The organism is Oceanobacillus sp. E9, assembly GCF_001741975.1.
GTDB classification, from domain to species: Bacteria; Bacillota; Bacilli; order Bacillales; family Amphibacillaceae; genus Oceanobacillus; species Oceanobacillus kimchii.
The window spans coordinates 102,261-117,583 of record NZ_LSNA01000008.1 but is presented as its reverse complement, the minus strand read 5'-3'; the positions used below and the strand labels follow the sequence as shown (position 1 = coordinate 117,583).

Sequence of the window (15,323 nt, the reverse complement as noted above, 5' to 3'; positions counted from 1 at the left end):
TACTTTAGCGAAGTAGATTAGAGACTGGAAAATAGTTCGGTTATTTATTTTATTTGAGTTTAAATACTTGTAATTGATTATTTAAATCAATTGCAAGTTCTGCTAGACTGTTGGCACTGCCTGCCACTTCTTCCATTGAGCTAGAAGTCTGTTGAGCAGCAGCAGATGCTTGTTCCACACCAGCAGCAGACTCTTCTGAAGTCGAGGCGATTTCTTCAATAAGTTGATTCATATTGGTACTATTTTCAACGATATTTAATAAATCTGATGTAATATGTTCAATTTTACTTACCATATCATTAACGCCATGTTGAATTGTTTTAAAGTTATCTCCAGTTGATTCGATTTGGGTTGTTCCTTCTTGAACTTCTTTGTAACCATTATTAAGGGAACTAACAACTTCTTTCGTTCCATCTTGGATATTGGAAACAATAGTGGTGATTTCACCAACAGAATTAGATACTTGTTCAGATAGTTTTCGAACTTCATCTGCTACAACTGCAAATCCACGTCCATGTTCACCGGCTCTTGCAGCTTCTATGGCAGCATTTAAAGCTAGCAAGTTCGTTTGTTCAGAGATATCTTTAATAACGGATATCAGATTCGATATATCTCTTGATTGTTGATCTAGACCTTTTACTTTGTCTACAGAAACTTTAACAATTTCATCGATTCGATGCATTTGCTTCATAGAATTTCGCATTAAAGCAGTTCCTTGATTCGTTTGTTCTAACATCTTTTCTGTTGTACTTGTAATTTCATCTCCATTTTCACGAGACTTGTTTACTACCTCTACAAAGCCTGACATTTTTTCGGATAAGTCTGAAGCACCATTTGCTTGTGTTTCTGCACCGGCTGATAATTCTTCCATTGTAGCTGCTACTTGTGAATTACCTTCTTTTACTTCCGTTGCAGCTTGGGTAAGATGATCGCTTCGTTCTAATACGGAACTACTTGCTGAAGATACCTTCGTTAGAATAGCTTTCATATTATCTTTCATTTGATTCACAGAAGCACTTAATTGGCCAATTTCATCTTTACCGTTATATTCCATATGGGTTGCGGTTAAATCCCCAGCTGCAACTTTAGATGTGATTTGTACAACTTGTTTCAGATTTCTGGAAATTTGAACACTAACTATACTAAAGATAGTTACTCCTATAGCGATGGTGATTAAGTTTGCCATTGTTAGTGTTGATGAAATTCGATCCATACTATTTTCTGCAGCTTCTGAAGCCTTAGTTTGAGCTTGTTCTTTTTCTGATATCAATTCATTAATTATATCAACATTGCTTGTACGGAAACGATAAGTTGTTTCTCTTAGTGTATTTGCCATTATATTATCATTGTTCTCTATTGATGGAATTACCTTTTCTTCAAATGTACTGTTGATTGTATCATCAGACCGTTTTAACTGACTTATTTTAAAATATTCATCTTCCGTTTTTAAAAACTCTTCGACTTCAATTATTAGTTGATCTACTTGACTCTTATATTCATTAAATCTATCAACATATAAATTATTGCTCGTTAGTAGGTAGTCTGCAATTTGTATATCTTTACCTTGAATTGCTAGTGATAGTTGATTGAGTGTACTTACCTGTTCGCTATATGTATACACTGCTTCAGTGTCTTCTTTAGATTGTTTAACTTCTTGATTCACAAAAAACCAAGCACTGAAAGTGAAAAAGATAACAACTAAAAATGATAATAAATATTTGTTTCCTATACTTAAATTATTAAAGGCTTTTATATTAATGGAAAACTTCCGCTTTGATGTTTCTTTATTATTTTTCCATTTTATGAATGAAAATGGAGATGATTTTTTCTTTTTTATATTATCTTTAGGTTTAATCTTTTTGTTCTTAAAAAATTTCATATTTTCCCCCGCCCGTTTATATGTTTTCTTTAATATCGGTAAATAGGTAGAAAGTATGAAGGGAATTGTTAAAAATTTATGAAAGATTTGATATTATAAGCCTAATTAATCGTATGTAACTATGGAATAAAGTATAATAATAGACACTTTATATGAAAGGGATGAAAAGTATGGAGTATGTAACTTTAAATAATGGTTTAAAAATGCCACAACTAGGTTTTGGGGTTTGGAAAGTACCCAATGAAGAAGTTGTTTCACCAGTAGAACACGCTTTAAAAGTCGGATATCGATCACTTGATACAGCAAAAGTATATGGAAATGAAGTTGGAGTAGGAGAAGCCATATCTAATAGTGGGATACCACGTGAAGAACTGTTTATAACTACAAAAGTGTGGAATAGTGATCATGGCTATGAAAATACATTAAAAGCGTTTGATGCTAGTTTAGAAAAATTAGGTTTAGACTATGTCGATCTATACTTGATCCATTGGCCAACTCCAAACTTTGACCAATATGTAGAAACATATAAAGCTTTAGAAACGTTATATAAAGATGGAAAAGTTAAAGCAATTGGTGTATGCAATTTTGATATTGAGCACTTAGAAAGAATTCTTAATGAATGCGAAGTAGTGCCGGTACTTAATCAAGTAGAATGTCACCCGTATTTACAACAAAAAGAGCTCCGAGGTTTTTGTGAGAAACACAATATCTATGTAGAGTCATATAGTCCATTAATGAATGGGAAAGATGTGCTTCAAAGTGAAGAACTACAAAATTTAGCAGGAAGAAAAGGAAAAACGGTTGCCCAAACGATTCTCCGTTGGCACTTGCAATCTGGAATGATTGTTATTCCTAAATCCGTTACACCTAATCGCATTGAAGAAAATCTAGATGTATTTGATTTTGAACTAACGGATGCTGAAATGCAGGAGATTAATGAATTGGATAGGAATGTAAGAAGTGGTGCACTACCAAGTGAAATGAATGTGAGATAAGTAATGAGACTCAGCAACAGTCTAAAATGTATAGACATTATTTGAAATAATAAAAACACCTCCGAAATGTTACAAAGAAATATGTACAAAATCGGAGGTGTTATTTTTGAGGAAATACACGCTCGACAGCATTTTCATACTCTGAAAAATAACCTGGTACTTCTGATTTATCCAATCCAGCATACATATATTTAACAATCGATTGATTATACCATTTTTGTTGTTCATACCCTGCATTAAAATTTGCCCAAATGGCTTCTCCTAGAATTTGATATTCTTTTTCAAGTTCAAGTAAATTGTCTAATTTATCAGCGATAATCAAATATTTTACTTCTTTAGGGGCGTTTTGAATGCTATATATTGTGTGTTGTTTTCTTTCTTTCCAAGTCTTAGATTTATCTTCTGTATGAGCAGCTACAAGTTGTGCGATTTCATTACCGAACTCATGTTGAATGTCATCGATTGTTACAGGAGTATCTTCAACAACATCATGTAGATAGGCTGCACAAACGAGTGAGTCCGAACTGCCTTCTAGCTCAAGCCTTTGAGCAACACGGATTGGATGTGTGATATAAGCTTCATCAGAATTCTTTCTAGTTTGTCCTTGATGCGCCTTTGTAGCAAAATTTTTTGCCTTCTCTTTTAACATAGCTTCCTCCGAATATAGATGTTTAGTATTAATAGAATATGAAACAGAATAAGTTTGTGTTCAATTATAATTATCAATTAATTCAGTTAAATTAATTTATTCTATATTTAATAGTATCTTAATTGCCGAAAGGATACAATCAAATTTTAAAAGAAGAGGTAAGTTATCAAATTGAGATTCAGTGGTATTAATAATTCAATTTTATATTACCGGTAGTGAATACATATCTTTAAATCGAATTAGTTTATATACGAATATATTTCATTTACGTTGAAATAGGAGAGTTGTTTTTCTTAGGAAAGCTCTTTCTTTATTTTCAGTACATAAACCATTACACTAGAGGTAATGATATAACATTAGCGGAGGTCACATCAATGGAAAAAGGAATTAACCAACGTAAGACAGAGCATATACGCCTTTGCCTTACTGGAGATGTAGAAGGAGTAAATAAATCTACAGGATTAGAGGGCATTAACTTTATACATAACGCATTACCAGAGATTGATTTTGCAGACATTTCTTTGGATTCAAATTTCTTAGGGAAACAATTAAAAGCGCCGTTCTTGGTAAGTTCGATGACTGGTGGATCGGAACTAGCGACAACTATTAATCAGAATCTTGCTATTGCTGCAGAAGAGAAAGGATGGGCATTAGCAATTGGTTCAACAAGGGCTTTCTTAGAAAGTGATCAACATAAAGATTCATTTCTAATCAGAAATCAAGCGCCTACTGCACCATTAATTGTTAATATTGGAGCTGTTCAATTAAATTACGGCTATGGTCCAGAAGAGTGTCAAAGAATTATTGATAAAACCAATGCAGATTCTATTGTTCTTCATCTAAATAGTCTACAAGAAGCGGTTCAAGATGGAGGGGACCTTAATTTTAAAGATTTACTACCAAAAATAGAGCAAGTCTGTAAACAAGTAAATGCTCCAGTGGGAGTTAAAGAAGTAGGTTTTGGTATTGACGGTGAAGTAGCAAGACGCTTGTATGATGCAGGTATTTCCTACATTGATGTAGCAGGTGCTGGAGGTACATCTTGGAGTCAGGTGGAAAAATTACGTTCCAAAGATCCATTAAATAAAGCAGCTGCAGAAGCATTCAATAGCTGGGGAAATCCAACAAAGGATTGTCTTGTTTCTGTTCGTGGAGAATTACCTGAAGTACCATTAATCGCAAGTGGAGGAATGAAAACAGGTTTGGATGCAGCGAAAGCAATTACGATTGGAGCTGATATCGTAGGCTTTGCAAGACATTTATTGAAAGCTGCAATGGAAACACCAGAAGATGTTATCCAAACAATGGAACAGCTAGAGTTAGAACTGAAAATGACGATGTTTGGAATTGGGTCTGTTAATTTAGAAGAATTAAAAAATACTTCACGAGTAACTATTATGGGACAATCATTAATGGATAAGTAATATGGCGAGTTATGAAAGGGAATTCCCCTTTTATGGCTCTTTTTTATATCTTAATTTATGATGAAATTGATTTAAATACATAAGAATAGGGAAGTCAATATAAAAAAGGAGTGAAGATGTATGGTGTGGACAATGCAAGATTATCCAAGTTCAATGAAGAATCTTGATAAAGTTACAAGAAAAAAAGCGATTGATATTGCAAATTCCATGATTGATGATGGTTACAAAGAAGGGCAAGCAATTCCAATAGCAATTGAACAAGCAAAAAATTGGAAGCAAAATGCATCACAAAGCGAAATAGATACGTATCATGATCAAGGTAGTCCGACTAAACGATCGGAAGAAGGAAAACAATCGACAAGTAATCCAGAGCGATTAGAAGAAGGCGAAGAAGTTTATAAGCATGAAGATGGTTGGGCAGTTGCATCCGTTGGTTCTGATATAGCAAGTGAAGTATTATCGACAAAAGAAGAAGCCGTAGCAAGAGCAGTAGAAATTGCACGTAAGAAAGCAACTTCACTAACCATCTATAAAGAAGATGGCTCTAAAGAAGAACAGCGTTCATACGCTGACCAATGATATAAGCATTATACAGAACAAAAAATAGCAGTATAAGGGATAAATATCCTTTTACTGCTATTTTAATTTTCTTGATTATTATCCATATATGTATAATTGTTCTCTATAACACTAATTTTCTAATGTTGTTTTGAGTAAAGTAGGTTGATTTTACACCAAGCCTTATATATAATTAAAACCGTACTTAGTAATGATAATCATTTTCAATTAAGTCGAAATATACTAGGATATGAGGATTACTTATGAAGTTATGGATATTAATTATTTTTACTGTAATCTTATCATTTGTCTCTCTTTTCATAGGAGCAATTGATATTAAGGTAACGGATTTACTAGATTGGGAGTCTGATAAGACCCAAACATTTCTCATCAGTCGAGTACCTCGTTTAATGGCAATTATATTGGCAGGAGCTGGAATGAGTATTGCCGGTTTAATTATGCAATCACTTAGCAGAAATAAATTTGTTTCACCAACTACTGCTGGTACATTAGATGCAGCTAAGCTCGGAATTTTGATATCCATGTTGTTTTTTACAAATGTTACATATACACAACAAGTGGTCTTTAGTTTCGCGTTTGCATTAATTGGAACTTTCGTCTTTATGCAAATTTTAGATCGTATTAAATTTAAAGACGCAATATTTGTTCCGTTAATTGGTATCATGTATGGGAATATTTTATCTTCTATAACAACGTTTTTTGCATATGAGGCAGACCTTCTCCAAAATATATCATCTTGGTTAATGGGGAGCTTTACATTAGTAATTGCTGGTCGATATGAATTGTTATATGTGAGCGTTCCAGCTGTCATATTAGCATATATATACGCTAATAAATTTACAGTAGCAGGTATGGGTGAAGAATTCGCAAAAAATCTAGGATTGAGTTATAAAGTTGTACTGAATATCGGGCTTGTACTTGTAGCTATTATCTCAACAACTGTTGTACTTACTGTTGGAGTTATACCGTTTTTAGGGTTAATTGTTCCAAATATTGTTTCTCTATATTTAGGAGATAACTTACGTAAAACGATTCCACATACAGCGGTAATGGGAATTGCGTTCTTACTAGTATGCGATATTATTGGGCGTATTGTGGTACATCCGTTTGAGATCCCTGTGAACGTAACTGTAGCAGTTATTGGTAGTGCGATCTTCTTAATTATGTTGTTTAGGGGGAGAGCATATGCGAAAAAATAGTACGAAGTTGGTATTTTTAGCCGTAATAGGATTACTCTGTATTTTGTTTTATGCTTTTTATGATATTAAGGGTGGTTTTGACTATGCCTTCCCTAGAAGAATGAACCGAGTTCTTGCAATGGTAATAACAGGTATTGCTATTTCTTATGCGACAGTTATCTTTCAAACTGTTACTCGAAATCGAATTTTAACACCATCGGTAATGGGAATAGATTCCATGTATGAAGTAGTTCAAACACTGATTTATTTCTTTGCAGGTTCTATGTCGATGTGGGTCTTGAATAAGTACTTAAACTTTGGAGCAGCATTATTGGCAATGGTTCTTTTTGCATTCCTTTTATATCGCTTCTTATTCAGAGCGGATAAGCATCCAATTTATTTATTATTATTAATAGGAATGATTATAGGTACATTTTTAGGAAGTTTTGTAACGTTCCTACAAGTGCTAATTGATCCAGTCGAGTATTTAGGATTGCAATCACTATTATTTGCTAATTTTTCTAGAGTAAATGTTGAAATTTTATATATTGCTGTAGGGATCCTGCTAATTTCATTTATATTAGGCTATTTTATGTTAAATAAACTAGATGTAATGTCGCTAGGTCGAGAAAATTCAATTAATCTAGGTATTAAATATGATCGAATGGTAATGCAAGTACTAATTTTATCATCTATACTAATTGCTACTTCTACTGCTTTAGTAGGACCAATTACATTTTTAGGGTTAATTGTAGCGAATTTAGCTTATCAATTTTTAGCCTCCTACAAACACTCTGTTTTAATTTTGGGATCTAGTTTAATTAGTATAATTGCACTGGTAGGTGGTCAATTTCTTGTTGAGCATATTTTTGAATTGCGAACGACGTTAAGTGTAATTATTAACTTTGTTGGTGGGATTTACTTTATTTACTTATTATTAAAAGAAAGTAGGTCGTCAAAATGATAGAAATGAAAGCTTTGACTAAGAAATTCGCAAAAAAGAAAGTTGTTGATGATGTATCGGTAACGATAAAACCAGGGACAATTACATCTTTCATAGGACCGAATGGAGCTGGTAAATCTACATTATTGTCCATGGTTAGTAGATTACTGGACTCTGATTCAGGGGAAGTGTTATTGGATAAAAATGAAGTCAACAAATGGAAGTCCAATGAATTTGCGAAAAGAGTAGCTATATTACGGCAAGCAAATTTTATTAATGTAAAGCTTACTGTACGTGAGTTAGTATCATTTGGACGTTATCCATACTCGAAAGGCCGTTTAACGAATGAAGATCAACAATATGTTGATCAAGCGATTCAATATATGAATCTGGCAGAGATGGAAGATCAGTTTTTAGACGAATTATCTGGCGGACAAAAACAAAGAGCTTTTATTGCCATGGTTATAGCACAAGACACGGACTATATTCTTCTTGATGAACCATTAAATAATTTAGATATGAAGCATTCTGTACAAATTATGAAGATCTTACGTAAACTTGTTGATGAATTGGGTAGAACGGTAGTCATCGTTTTACATGATATTAACTTTGCATCTGTATACTCTGATCAAATTGTTGCGTTGAAGGATGGAAAGCTTGTAAAAAATGGACCAACCAATGAAATAATTAACTCTACTGCCTTAAGAGAAATTTATGATATGGATATACCTATTCAAGAACAAAATGGATGTCGTATTTGTGTTTACTTTAATTCACATACAGAAGTAAATTAGGATATCTATTTAAAAATTGTACCTAGAGAGAAGTATTTAATTTTGATCTTTTCTCTAGGTTTTTTATAAGACAATAAATAAATATGTGACAAAAAGTTAAAATAATATTACAAAGGAGTAATATTTATGTTGACGGGAGTCTAAAAGGTAATTATAATAAGAAATATATTAATTGATAATGATTATCATTATTAATTAAATACATAGTACATACACAGAAGAGGAGAGAAGTACATGAAGAAATGGCAATTAGCTATAGCACTTATAGTTTTAGCTTTAGTATTAGCAGCATGTGGATCAGATGAGGAAAATGCTTCTGAAGAATCTACTGATAGTAATGCATCAGAGGAAACTACAGAAGAGGATGAGAACGCTGCATATCCGATGACGGTTTCTCCAACTGTATCTTCATCAGAAAGTAGAGATGGTGGTAGCTATACTTTTGAAGATGTTGAATTTGAGTCTATGCCAGAAAACATTGTCGTGTTTGATTATGGTATGTTAGATACATTAGATACACTAGGTGTAGAAGGAATTGTTGGGGTACCAAAAGATTCTACACTTCCAGAAAATCTTTCGGATTATGAATCAGATGAGTACGCAAACATTGGTACATTAAAAGAACCACGTCTTGAAGAAATCGCTTCATTAGAACCAGATGTGATTTTCATTTCTGGACGTCAATCAGCTTTCTATGATCAATTAAAAGAAATCACTCCGAACGTTATTTTTATCGGAACACAACAAGATGACTATTGGAATACGTTCTTAAAATCGGTAGATATTGCTGCGAAAATGTTTAATAAAGAAGAAGAAGCTCAAGAATATCTTGATAAATATGATGCAGCTCTAGCAGAATTAGAGGAAAAAGCAGGCAATTATGAAACAAGTCTTGTAACGATGTACAATGAAGGAAATCTATCAGGATTTGCAACAAATTCAAGATTTGGATACATTTATGACCTATATGGATTTGAGCCTGTAACGGAAGATATTGAATCTTCTTCTCACGGTTCTAACTTTGGTTTTGAAGCAATTCTTGATCTCGATCCACAAGTACTATTCGTCATTGATCGTACTGCAGCAGTTGATGGAGATTCCAACATTGAATCTGACCTAGAAAACGATATTATTAAACAAACGGCAGCTTATGAGAATGAAAACATTATTTACCTAGATGGACCTCTTTGGTATCTAGGTGGTGGCGGATTACAATCTGAACTGGATAAGATTGATGAAGTCCTTAATGAATTAAAGTAAATAGTTTATAAGGGAATCCGAACTTATTTCACATTATTTGTGAAGCAAGTTCGGATTTTTTGCGTTTTGATAATATTAGGGTATAGCTATCAAAAAATCTGATGAAACAAGTAATTTTTCCTTTTACATACGGTTGTGCTACAATTACGTCTAGAAAAGGGGGCTTTTGATGAAAATAGAAGTTTGGTCTGATTTTGTATGTCCATTTTGCTATATTGGAAAAAGAAGACTAGAGAAAGCATTAAATAAATTTGAACAAAGTGATAAAGTTACAATAGAGTATAAAAGTTATCAATTAGATCCAAGTGCAAAACATATCCCAGGTAAAAATTTTTATGATACATTTTCTGAATTAAAGGGAGTTCCGCTTGATCAAGTAAAAAACATGAATCGTCAGGTAAAGGAACAAGCATCTGAGGTTGGTTTAGATTATAACTTTGATGATATGAAATATTCGAATACATTCGATGCTCATCGTGTTGCCAAGCTTGCAACAATGCGAGGCAAAGGGAAAGAAATAACGGAACGACTCCTGTATGCTTATTTTACAGAATCAGAATTACTAAGTGATCATCAGACTTTAATGAGATTAGCAGAAGAAGTAGGATTAAAAACCTCCGAAGTGCAAGAAGTGATGAACACTGAAAAATTTAGTAATCGGGTTAATGAAGATATTGATACAGCACGTCAAATTGGAGTCCAGGGAGTGCCTTTCTTCGTATTTAACGAAAAGTATGCAGTGTCCGGAGCACAGCCTGAAGAAGTATTTCATGAAGTGCTAACCAAAGTATGGCAAGAGGAGAAAGAAAATCCTAAATTGAAGACAATTCATACTGGAAATAGTGAAACTTCATATTGTACAGATGAAGACTGCGGTTGTTAATAACGTATTTAATTTTTATCGTAAAAGTAAGTAAAATTTGTTATCAAACTGTAACCAAATGCTTGTTTTTCCCGTTATAAGGCGATTTGTATTTATTACAGATAATTCTGACATTTGATAATGGAAATGATGTATGATTGAATGAAACCAGACTTACTTAAGAAATGAGGGATGTAGCGATGAAAAAATGGACGCTATTGATAATATTAAGTTTAACCATGTTCCTTGTAGCATGTAGTGATGATGAAGCAGAAAGTGATGAACAAGCTAATCAAGCTGAAAATCAAGAGGATCAAGCGCAACAACAAGAGCCCTTAGAAATCTCAGATGAAGAAGTTGTTAATGAGGGTGAATCTGTTGTAGTCGTAAATGGTTCAGAAGTTAATGGAACTACGTACAACGCTGCATATTCTCTTGTGAAATCAATGATGCATCAGTCTGGACAAGATACAAGTGATTTAGATGCATTAAAGGATCAAACAGTAGATTTTCTTGTTGAACAAGAATTAATGCTTCAAGAAGCGAATAATGTAGGAATTGAAGTAACAGATGAAGAATTAGAAGAAGAATTGAAAGCATATAAAGAGAGTGCAGATGAAGGACAATTCAATACGATGCTAGAGCAATTAAACATGACGGAAGAAAACTTTAAGAATCAACTAAGATATGATTTGACAACGATGGAATATGTAGAACAAGAATTTGAAGTAGAAGTGACAGACAAAGAAGTAGAAGAACTCTACAATCAAATGACAGAACAAAGTGAAGGAGAAGCTCAAGAACTTTCTGAAGTAGAAGATCAACTAAGAGCTTCTATAGAACAACAAAAACAACAGCAACAATATGCTCAAAAGGTAGAAGAACTTAAAGAATCTGCGGAGATTGATAAAAAGATTTAAGAATAAAGACAGAAGCACCCATCTAACACTTTTTTACTAATAAAACCATCGCTAACATTATGGCGATGGTTTTATTATGTGGTCAATTTTCTTTAGAAGCTTATCTATTTGTTCAGGTGTACCAATTGAAATACGCAAGAAATTTTCCAGACCGGGTTTTTGAAAATACCGTACAAGGATCCCTTGTTTCTTTAATTCTTGATATAATATTTCAGCGTTTACCTCTTTATGAGATACAAGCAAGAAATTAGCTTGTGACGGGAGAATGTCGAAATGTCTTGCTTCTAATTGCTTTTTTAAATAAGATCTAGATTCAATAATCTTACTAGTAGTTTGCTGAAAATACTTATTATCTTTTATTGCTTCGATGGCACCTGCAATAGCTAATCGATCAACAGTATAGGAATTAAATGAATTTTTTATTCTTTCTAATCCTTTTATTAGTTCAGGATTACCGATGGCAAATCCAATACGCAATCCTGCAAGTGAACGAGACTTTGACATGGTTTGGATAACAAGTAAATTCGGAAAGGTATCAATTAATGATACTGCACTCTCCTTTGCAAAATCGATATATGCTTCATCAATAATCACCACATGGTTAGGGTTATTTTCAATTATTCGCTTAATTTCTTCTAATTCTAAGTAAATTCCAGTTGGAGCATTAGGGTTAGGAAATATCAACCCACCGTCGGAATCATAAAAATGCTCCACAGGTATCGTATAGTCGTCATTTAACTGGATTTGCTCAAAAGATATATTAAATAACTTTGCATAGACTGGATAGAAACTATAAGTGATTTCTGGATATTTGATCCTTTTTCCTGGCTCAAAGAATGACATGAAACTAAAAGCTAGTACCTCGTCAGATCCATTTCCAATAAATATATGATCTTGACTTAGCCCATACATATTTCCAATTTCGCTTCTTAATTCATCAATTGTTGGGGAGGGGTACAACCTCAAGTTTTTAGACTCTTTATCTATAGCTTGGATTACTTGGTTAGACGGTGGGTATGGATTTTCATTTGTATTTAATTTGATAATCGTCTCATCATTTAACTGTTCTCCGGGAATGTATGGATTCACTTGTCTAGCTAAAGAGCTCCAAAATTTACTCACGTTGTTGGCCTTCTTTCTCGACATGACGTTTATATAGCTCTTTTTTAATATCTTCTAAAGTGACTCCTTGTTGTTCCATAAGTACTAGTGAGTGATATAAAAGATCTGACAACTCGCTTGTTAATTCTTGCTTATCCTCGTTTTTAGCAGCTATAACAACTTCCGCAGCTTCCTCACCAATTTTTTTTAAGATTTTATCTACCCCTTTTTCAAATAGATAAGAGGTGTATGCACCTTCTACCGGATGTTCATGCCGTTCCTTAATTTTAGAGGTCACTTGAGGGATAATTTGAAACAACGCAACATTATTTATATACAAATCTTCATAAAAACAGCTTTCTTCGCCTGTGTGACATGCTGGACCTTGTGCTTCTACAAGTACAAGAAGTGCATCTGCGTCACAATCAGAGTAAATTTGTTTTACTGTTTGTTTATTTCCTGAGGTAGCCCCTTTATTCCAAAGCTCTTGTCTTTTTCTAGAATAAAACCACGTTTCGTTTGTTTCGATTGTTTTGGTGATAGAATCGCTATTCATATAAGCTAAAGTTAATACCTGTCCAGATCGATATTCTTGGACAATTGCGGGTATTAATCCATTCTCGTCAAATTGTAATTTCTCGATGGAGATCGTTTTGGTCATTTCGTATTCCTCCTTACTGGAATTTCCTGTTCATTTAAATATGTTTTCAGTGCTGGTATTTTAATTTCACCATAGTGAAAAACAGAAGCTGCTAGAGCGGCATCTATTCCTAGTGAAAGCACTTCTGAGAAATGTTCGATGTTTCCAGCTCCGCCACTTGCAATTACTGGTATATTTACTGCTGTTGCTATTGCTGTCGTTAAGGGAAGGTTGTAACCATTTTTTTCTCCATCTGCATCCATAGCATTCACAACTATTTCACCAACACCATAAGCTTCACCTTTCTTAGCCCATTCAATAGCATCCATTCCGGTATCTTTTCTACCTCCATTGATAAAAACATTCCATTTTCCAGATGCCACCTCTTTTGCATCAATAGATAGGACTGTACATTGACTACCGAATTTTTGTGCTGATTCGAAAATAAGATCAGGACGTTGAACAGCTGCACTATTTATCGATACTTTATCAGCTCCAGAACGGAGTACTTGATGAATATCTTTGGTTGTACGAATACCCCCACCTACCATAAAAGGGATGGCGATTTCTTTTGCAACTTTTTCAACAACGTCTAAAAATATTCCCCGTTGTTCGTTAGATGCTGTAATATCATAGAAGACAAGTTCATCAGCACCTTCATTGTTATAGCGTTTTGCTAATTCAACCGGATCAGCAACATCTTGTATATTTTGAAATTTCTTCCCCTTTACTACCCGTCCATTATCAACATCAAGGCAAGGAATAATTCGTTTAGCGAGCATCCATTTCACCTTCCAATATGTCTTGTAATTTTATGGAACCGTCATAAAGTGCTTTTCCGATAATTGCACCGTAGAGATTCATACTTTCAAGTTGTTGAATATTTTCTTTTGTAGTAACTCCTCCAGAAGCAATAATGTTCATGGTAGTAGCTTGTTGTACAGCTTCTAGTTCTTGGAAGTTAGGACCGCTCATCATTCCGTCTTTTAAGATATCCGTGTAGATAATTGTTTTTACTCCAATGGTTTCTAATTGCTGGATAAAAGGAATTGCTTCAATCGTACTGTTTTTTGTCCAACCATCCGTAGCAATAAAGCCTTTTCTGGCATCAATCGATACTGCAATTTGCTCAGTGTATCTTTCAACGGCAGTTTGTAAAAAAGCAGAATCTGTTATCGCTGCTGTTCCAAGAATCACTCGACTCACACCTGCTTGAATATATTTGTCAATGACTTCGAGCGATCGAATGCCTCCTCCTACTTGAATTGGAATAGAGAGCGTTTGGGCCACATCTTGGATAATTTTGACGTTAATTGATTCCCCTGACTTTGCCCCATCTAAGTCTACAGCGTGTAAATATTCAGCACCGGATGCTTCCCATTCTTTCGCCATTTTAACAGGTGAGTTGCTATAGATTGTTTCTTGATTATAGTCGCCTTGCCTTAATCGAACACATTTACCATTTCGGACATCAATTGCTGGAAAGATAATCATACAATCATCTCCTCATATCTTTTTAGTAATTCAATTCCAAATTCTCCGCTTTTCTCCGGATGAAATTGCATACCAGTTATATTTCCTTTTTGAACGATAGCTGGAATGAGCTGTCCATATTGAGAACTAGCAAGTAATGTACTTTCCTCGTAAGAAGAAACGGCATAGGAGTGGACGAAATATACATAGGGATTTTCTAGCTTTGATTCAAATAATGGGGAAGCTTGTTGAATGTCTAATGTATTCCAACCCATGTGTGGTACTTTAACTTCACTTGAGATTCGTGTAATGGAACCTTTTAACAACCCTAGGCCTTCCCAATCACCATTTTCAAGGCTTTGTTCATAAAATAGTTGCATACCTAGACAAATTCCTAATATTGGTTTTCCTTTTTGCGCTTCTTCTTGTAGAACTGTATCTAAATGAAGCTGACGTATTGCTTCCATTGCATCTTTGAATGCTCCGACCCCGGGTAAAATAATCGAGTCTGCTTGTTTGATTTCCGCTACATCTGTTGTAACAATGGAACGTTTATTTAATTTATCTAATGCAAATTGAAGACTTTTTATATTTCCTGCTCCATAATCAATAATTGCAATCAATGT

Annotated in this window: 16 protein-coding genes; 9 read left to right on the top strand and 7 right to left on the bottom strand. The window is 34.0% G+C overall.

The window, feature by feature from the left end; genetic code table 11:
• Positions 1 to 49: 49 nt before the first annotated feature.
• Positions 50 to 1,879, bottom strand: a complete 1,830-nt coding sequence (locus AQ616_RS14255) for a methyl-accepting chemotaxis protein (protein ID WP_069686062.1) — start codon at positions 1,877 to 1,879, stop codon at positions 50 to 52.
• A gap of 170 nt (positions 1,880 to 2,049) precedes the next feature.
• Here AQ616_RS14255 and AQ616_RS14250 point away from each other — a divergent pair, with 170 nt between their 5' ends.
• Entirely contained in the window at positions 2,050 to 2,874 is an 825-nt protein-coding gene (locus AQ616_RS14250; protein WP_069686061.1) for an aldo/keto reductase, read from the top strand.
• Between the two features lie 100 nt (positions 2,875 to 2,974).
• On the opposite strand, the gene AQ616_RS14245 is transcribed toward AQ616_RS14250, so the two are convergent.
• Complete coding sequence (locus AQ616_RS14245; RefSeq protein ID WP_069686060.1) at positions 2,975 to 3,523, bottom strand: HD domain-containing protein; 549 nt, start codon at positions 3,521 to 3,523, stop codon at positions 2,975 to 2,977.
• Positions 3,524 to 3,897: 374 nt separating this feature from the next.
• Here AQ616_RS14245 and fni point away from each other — a divergent pair, with 374 nt between their 5' ends.
• The 8 genes from fni to AQ616_RS14205 all read left to right on the top strand — a co-directional run bounded on the left by fni (position 3,898) and on the right by AQ616_RS14205 (position 11,483).
• Complete coding sequence (fni, locus tag AQ616_RS14240) at positions 3,898 to 4,947, top strand: type 2 isopentenyl-diphosphate Delta-isomerase (protein ID WP_017795618.1); 1,050 nt, start codon at positions 3,898 to 3,900, stop codon at positions 4,945 to 4,947.
• Between the two features lie 120 nt (positions 4,948 to 5,067).
• Positions 5,068 to 5,526 carry a DUF2188 domain-containing protein gene (locus AQ616_RS14235; RefSeq protein WP_017795619.1) on the top strand — a complete coding sequence of 153 codons (459 nt, stop codon included), beginning with the start codon at positions 5,068 to 5,070 and terminating at the stop codon, positions 5,524 to 5,526.
• A gap of 242 nt (positions 5,527 to 5,768) precedes the next feature.
• Positions 5,769 to 6,725 (top strand): ABC transporter permease, encoded by a 957-nt coding sequence (locus AQ616_RS14230; protein ID WP_069686059.1) that lies wholly within the window; start codon positions 5,769 to 5,771, stop codon positions 6,723 to 6,725.
• Positions 6,712 to 7,668 carry an iron chelate uptake ABC transporter family permease subunit gene (locus AQ616_RS14225; RefSeq protein WP_017795621.1) on the top strand — a complete coding sequence of 319 codons (957 nt, stop codon included), beginning with the start codon at positions 6,712 to 6,714 and terminating at the stop codon, positions 7,666 to 7,668. Before AQ616_RS14230 ends, AQ616_RS14225 begins: the two co-directional genes overlap by 14 nt.
• Positions 7,665 to 8,441, top strand: coding sequence for an iron ABC transporter ATP-binding protein (locus AQ616_RS14220; protein ID WP_017795622.1), 777 nt, complete (start codon positions 7,665 to 7,667; stop codon positions 8,439 to 8,441). The genes AQ616_RS14225 and AQ616_RS14220 overlap by 4 nt, the downstream gene beginning before the upstream one ends.
• Before the next feature lie 234 nt (positions 8,442 to 8,675).
• The gene (locus AQ616_RS14215; RefSeq protein ID WP_017795623.1) at positions 8,676 to 9,701 is read left to right on the top strand and encodes a siderophore ABC transporter substrate-binding protein; all 1,026 of its coding nucleotides are present in this window, start codon (positions 8,676 to 8,678) and stop codon (positions 9,699 to 9,701) included.
• A 169-nt stretch (positions 9,702 to 9,870) separates the two neighbouring features.
• A complete protein-coding gene (locus AQ616_RS14210; protein WP_069686058.1) occupies positions 9,871 to 10,584 on the top strand; it encodes a DsbA family oxidoreductase in 714 nt (237 codons plus the stop codon).
• Positions 10,585 to 10,763: 179 nt separating this feature from the next.
• Complete coding sequence (locus tag AQ616_RS14205) at positions 10,764 to 11,483, top strand: SurA N-terminal domain-containing protein (RefSeq protein WP_017795625.1); 720 nt, start codon at positions 10,764 to 10,766, stop codon at positions 11,481 to 11,483.
• Positions 11,484 to 11,540: 57 nt separating this feature from the next.
• Here the strand turns inward: AQ616_RS14205 and hisC are convergent, their stop codons facing one another.
• From hisC to hisH, 5 genes are read right to left on the bottom strand one after another with little or no spacing between them, the layout of a single operon-like run.
• Positions 11,541 to 12,605: a histidinol-phosphate transaminase gene (gene hisC / locus AQ616_RS14200; RefSeq protein WP_069686057.1), complete on the bottom strand. Its 1,065-nt coding sequence runs from the start codon at positions 12,603 to 12,605 to the stop codon at positions 11,541 to 11,543.
• Positions 12,598 to 13,245 (bottom strand): bifunctional phosphoribosyl-AMP cyclohydrolase/phosphoribosyl-ATP diphosphatase HisIE, encoded by a 648-nt coding sequence (hisIE, locus tag AQ616_RS14195; protein WP_017795627.1) that lies wholly within the window; start codon positions 13,243 to 13,245, stop codon positions 12,598 to 12,600. The genes hisC and hisIE overlap by 8 nt, the downstream gene beginning before the upstream one ends.
• A complete protein-coding gene (gene hisF, locus AQ616_RS14190) occupies positions 13,242 to 14,006 on the bottom strand; it encodes an imidazole glycerol phosphate synthase subunit HisF (RefSeq protein WP_069686056.1) in 765 nt (254 codons plus the stop codon). The genes hisIE and hisF overlap by 4 nt, the downstream gene beginning before the upstream one ends.
• A complete protein-coding gene (gene hisA, locus AQ616_RS14185; protein WP_017795629.1) occupies positions 13,996 to 14,718 on the bottom strand; it encodes a 1-(5-phosphoribosyl)-5-[(5-phosphoribosylamino)methylideneamino]imidazole-4-carboxamide isomerase in 723 nt (240 codons plus the stop codon). Before hisA ends, hisF begins: the two co-directional genes overlap by 11 nt.
• Entirely contained in the window at positions 14,715 to 15,320 is a 606-nt protein-coding gene (hisH, locus tag AQ616_RS14180; protein ID WP_017795630.1) for an imidazole glycerol phosphate synthase subunit HisH, read from the bottom strand. The genes hisA and hisH overlap by 4 nt, the downstream gene beginning before the upstream one ends.
• Positions 15,321 to 15,323: the final 3 nt, after the last annotated feature.

Excerpts from the sequence above, each read along its gene's own strand:
- AQ616_RS14215 (WP_017795623.1), top strand. The coding sequence starts at position 8,676 with ATGAAGAAATGGCAATTAGCTATAGCACTTATAGTTTTAGCTTTAGTA.
- hisIE (WP_017795627.1), bottom strand. The coding sequence starts at position 13,245 with ATGACCAAAACGATCTCCATCGAGAAATTACAATTTGACGAGAATGGA.
- AQ616_RS14205 (WP_017795625.1), top strand. The coding sequence starts at position 10,764 with ATGAAAAAATGGACGCTATTGATAATATTAAGTTTAACCATGTTCCTT.
- AQ616_RS14230 (WP_069686059.1), top strand. The coding sequence starts at position 5,769 with ATGAAGTTATGGATATTAATTATTTTTACTGTAATCTTATCATTTGTC.
- AQ616_RS14235 (WP_017795619.1), top strand. The coding sequence starts at position 5,068 with ATGGTGTGGACAATGCAAGATTATCCAAGTTCAATGAAGAATCTTGAT.
- AQ616_RS14210 (WP_069686058.1), top strand. The coding sequence starts at position 9,871 with ATGAAAATAGAAGTTTGGTCTGATTTTGTATGTCCATTTTGCTATATT.
- AQ616_RS14255 (WP_069686062.1), bottom strand. The coding sequence starts at position 1,879 with ATGAAATTTTTTAAGAACAAAAAGATTAAACCTAAAGATAATATAAAA.
- AQ616_RS14225 (WP_017795621.1), top strand. The coding sequence starts at position 6,712 with ATGCGAAAAAATAGTACGAAGTTGGTATTTTTAGCCGTAATAGGATTA.
- fni (WP_017795618.1), top strand. The coding sequence starts at position 3,898 with ATGGAAAAAGGAATTAACCAACGTAAGACAGAGCATATACGCCTTTGC.
- hisF (WP_069686056.1), bottom strand. The coding sequence starts at position 14,006 with ATGCTCGCTAAACGAATTATTCCTTGCCTTGATGTTGATAATGGACGG.
- AQ616_RS14220 (WP_017795622.1), top strand. The coding sequence starts at position 7,665 with ATGATAGAAATGAAAGCTTTGACTAAGAAATTCGCAAAAAAGAAAGTT.
- AQ616_RS14245 (WP_069686060.1), bottom strand. The coding sequence starts at position 3,523 with ATGTTAAAAGAGAAGGCAAAAAATTTTGCTACAAAGGCGCATCAAGGA.
- hisA (WP_017795629.1), bottom strand. The coding sequence starts at position 14,718 with ATGATTATCTTTCCAGCAATTGATGTCCGAAATGGTAAATGTGTTCGA.
- AQ616_RS14250 (WP_069686061.1), top strand. The coding sequence starts at position 2,050 with ATGGAGTATGTAACTTTAAATAATGGTTTAAAAATGCCACAACTAGGT.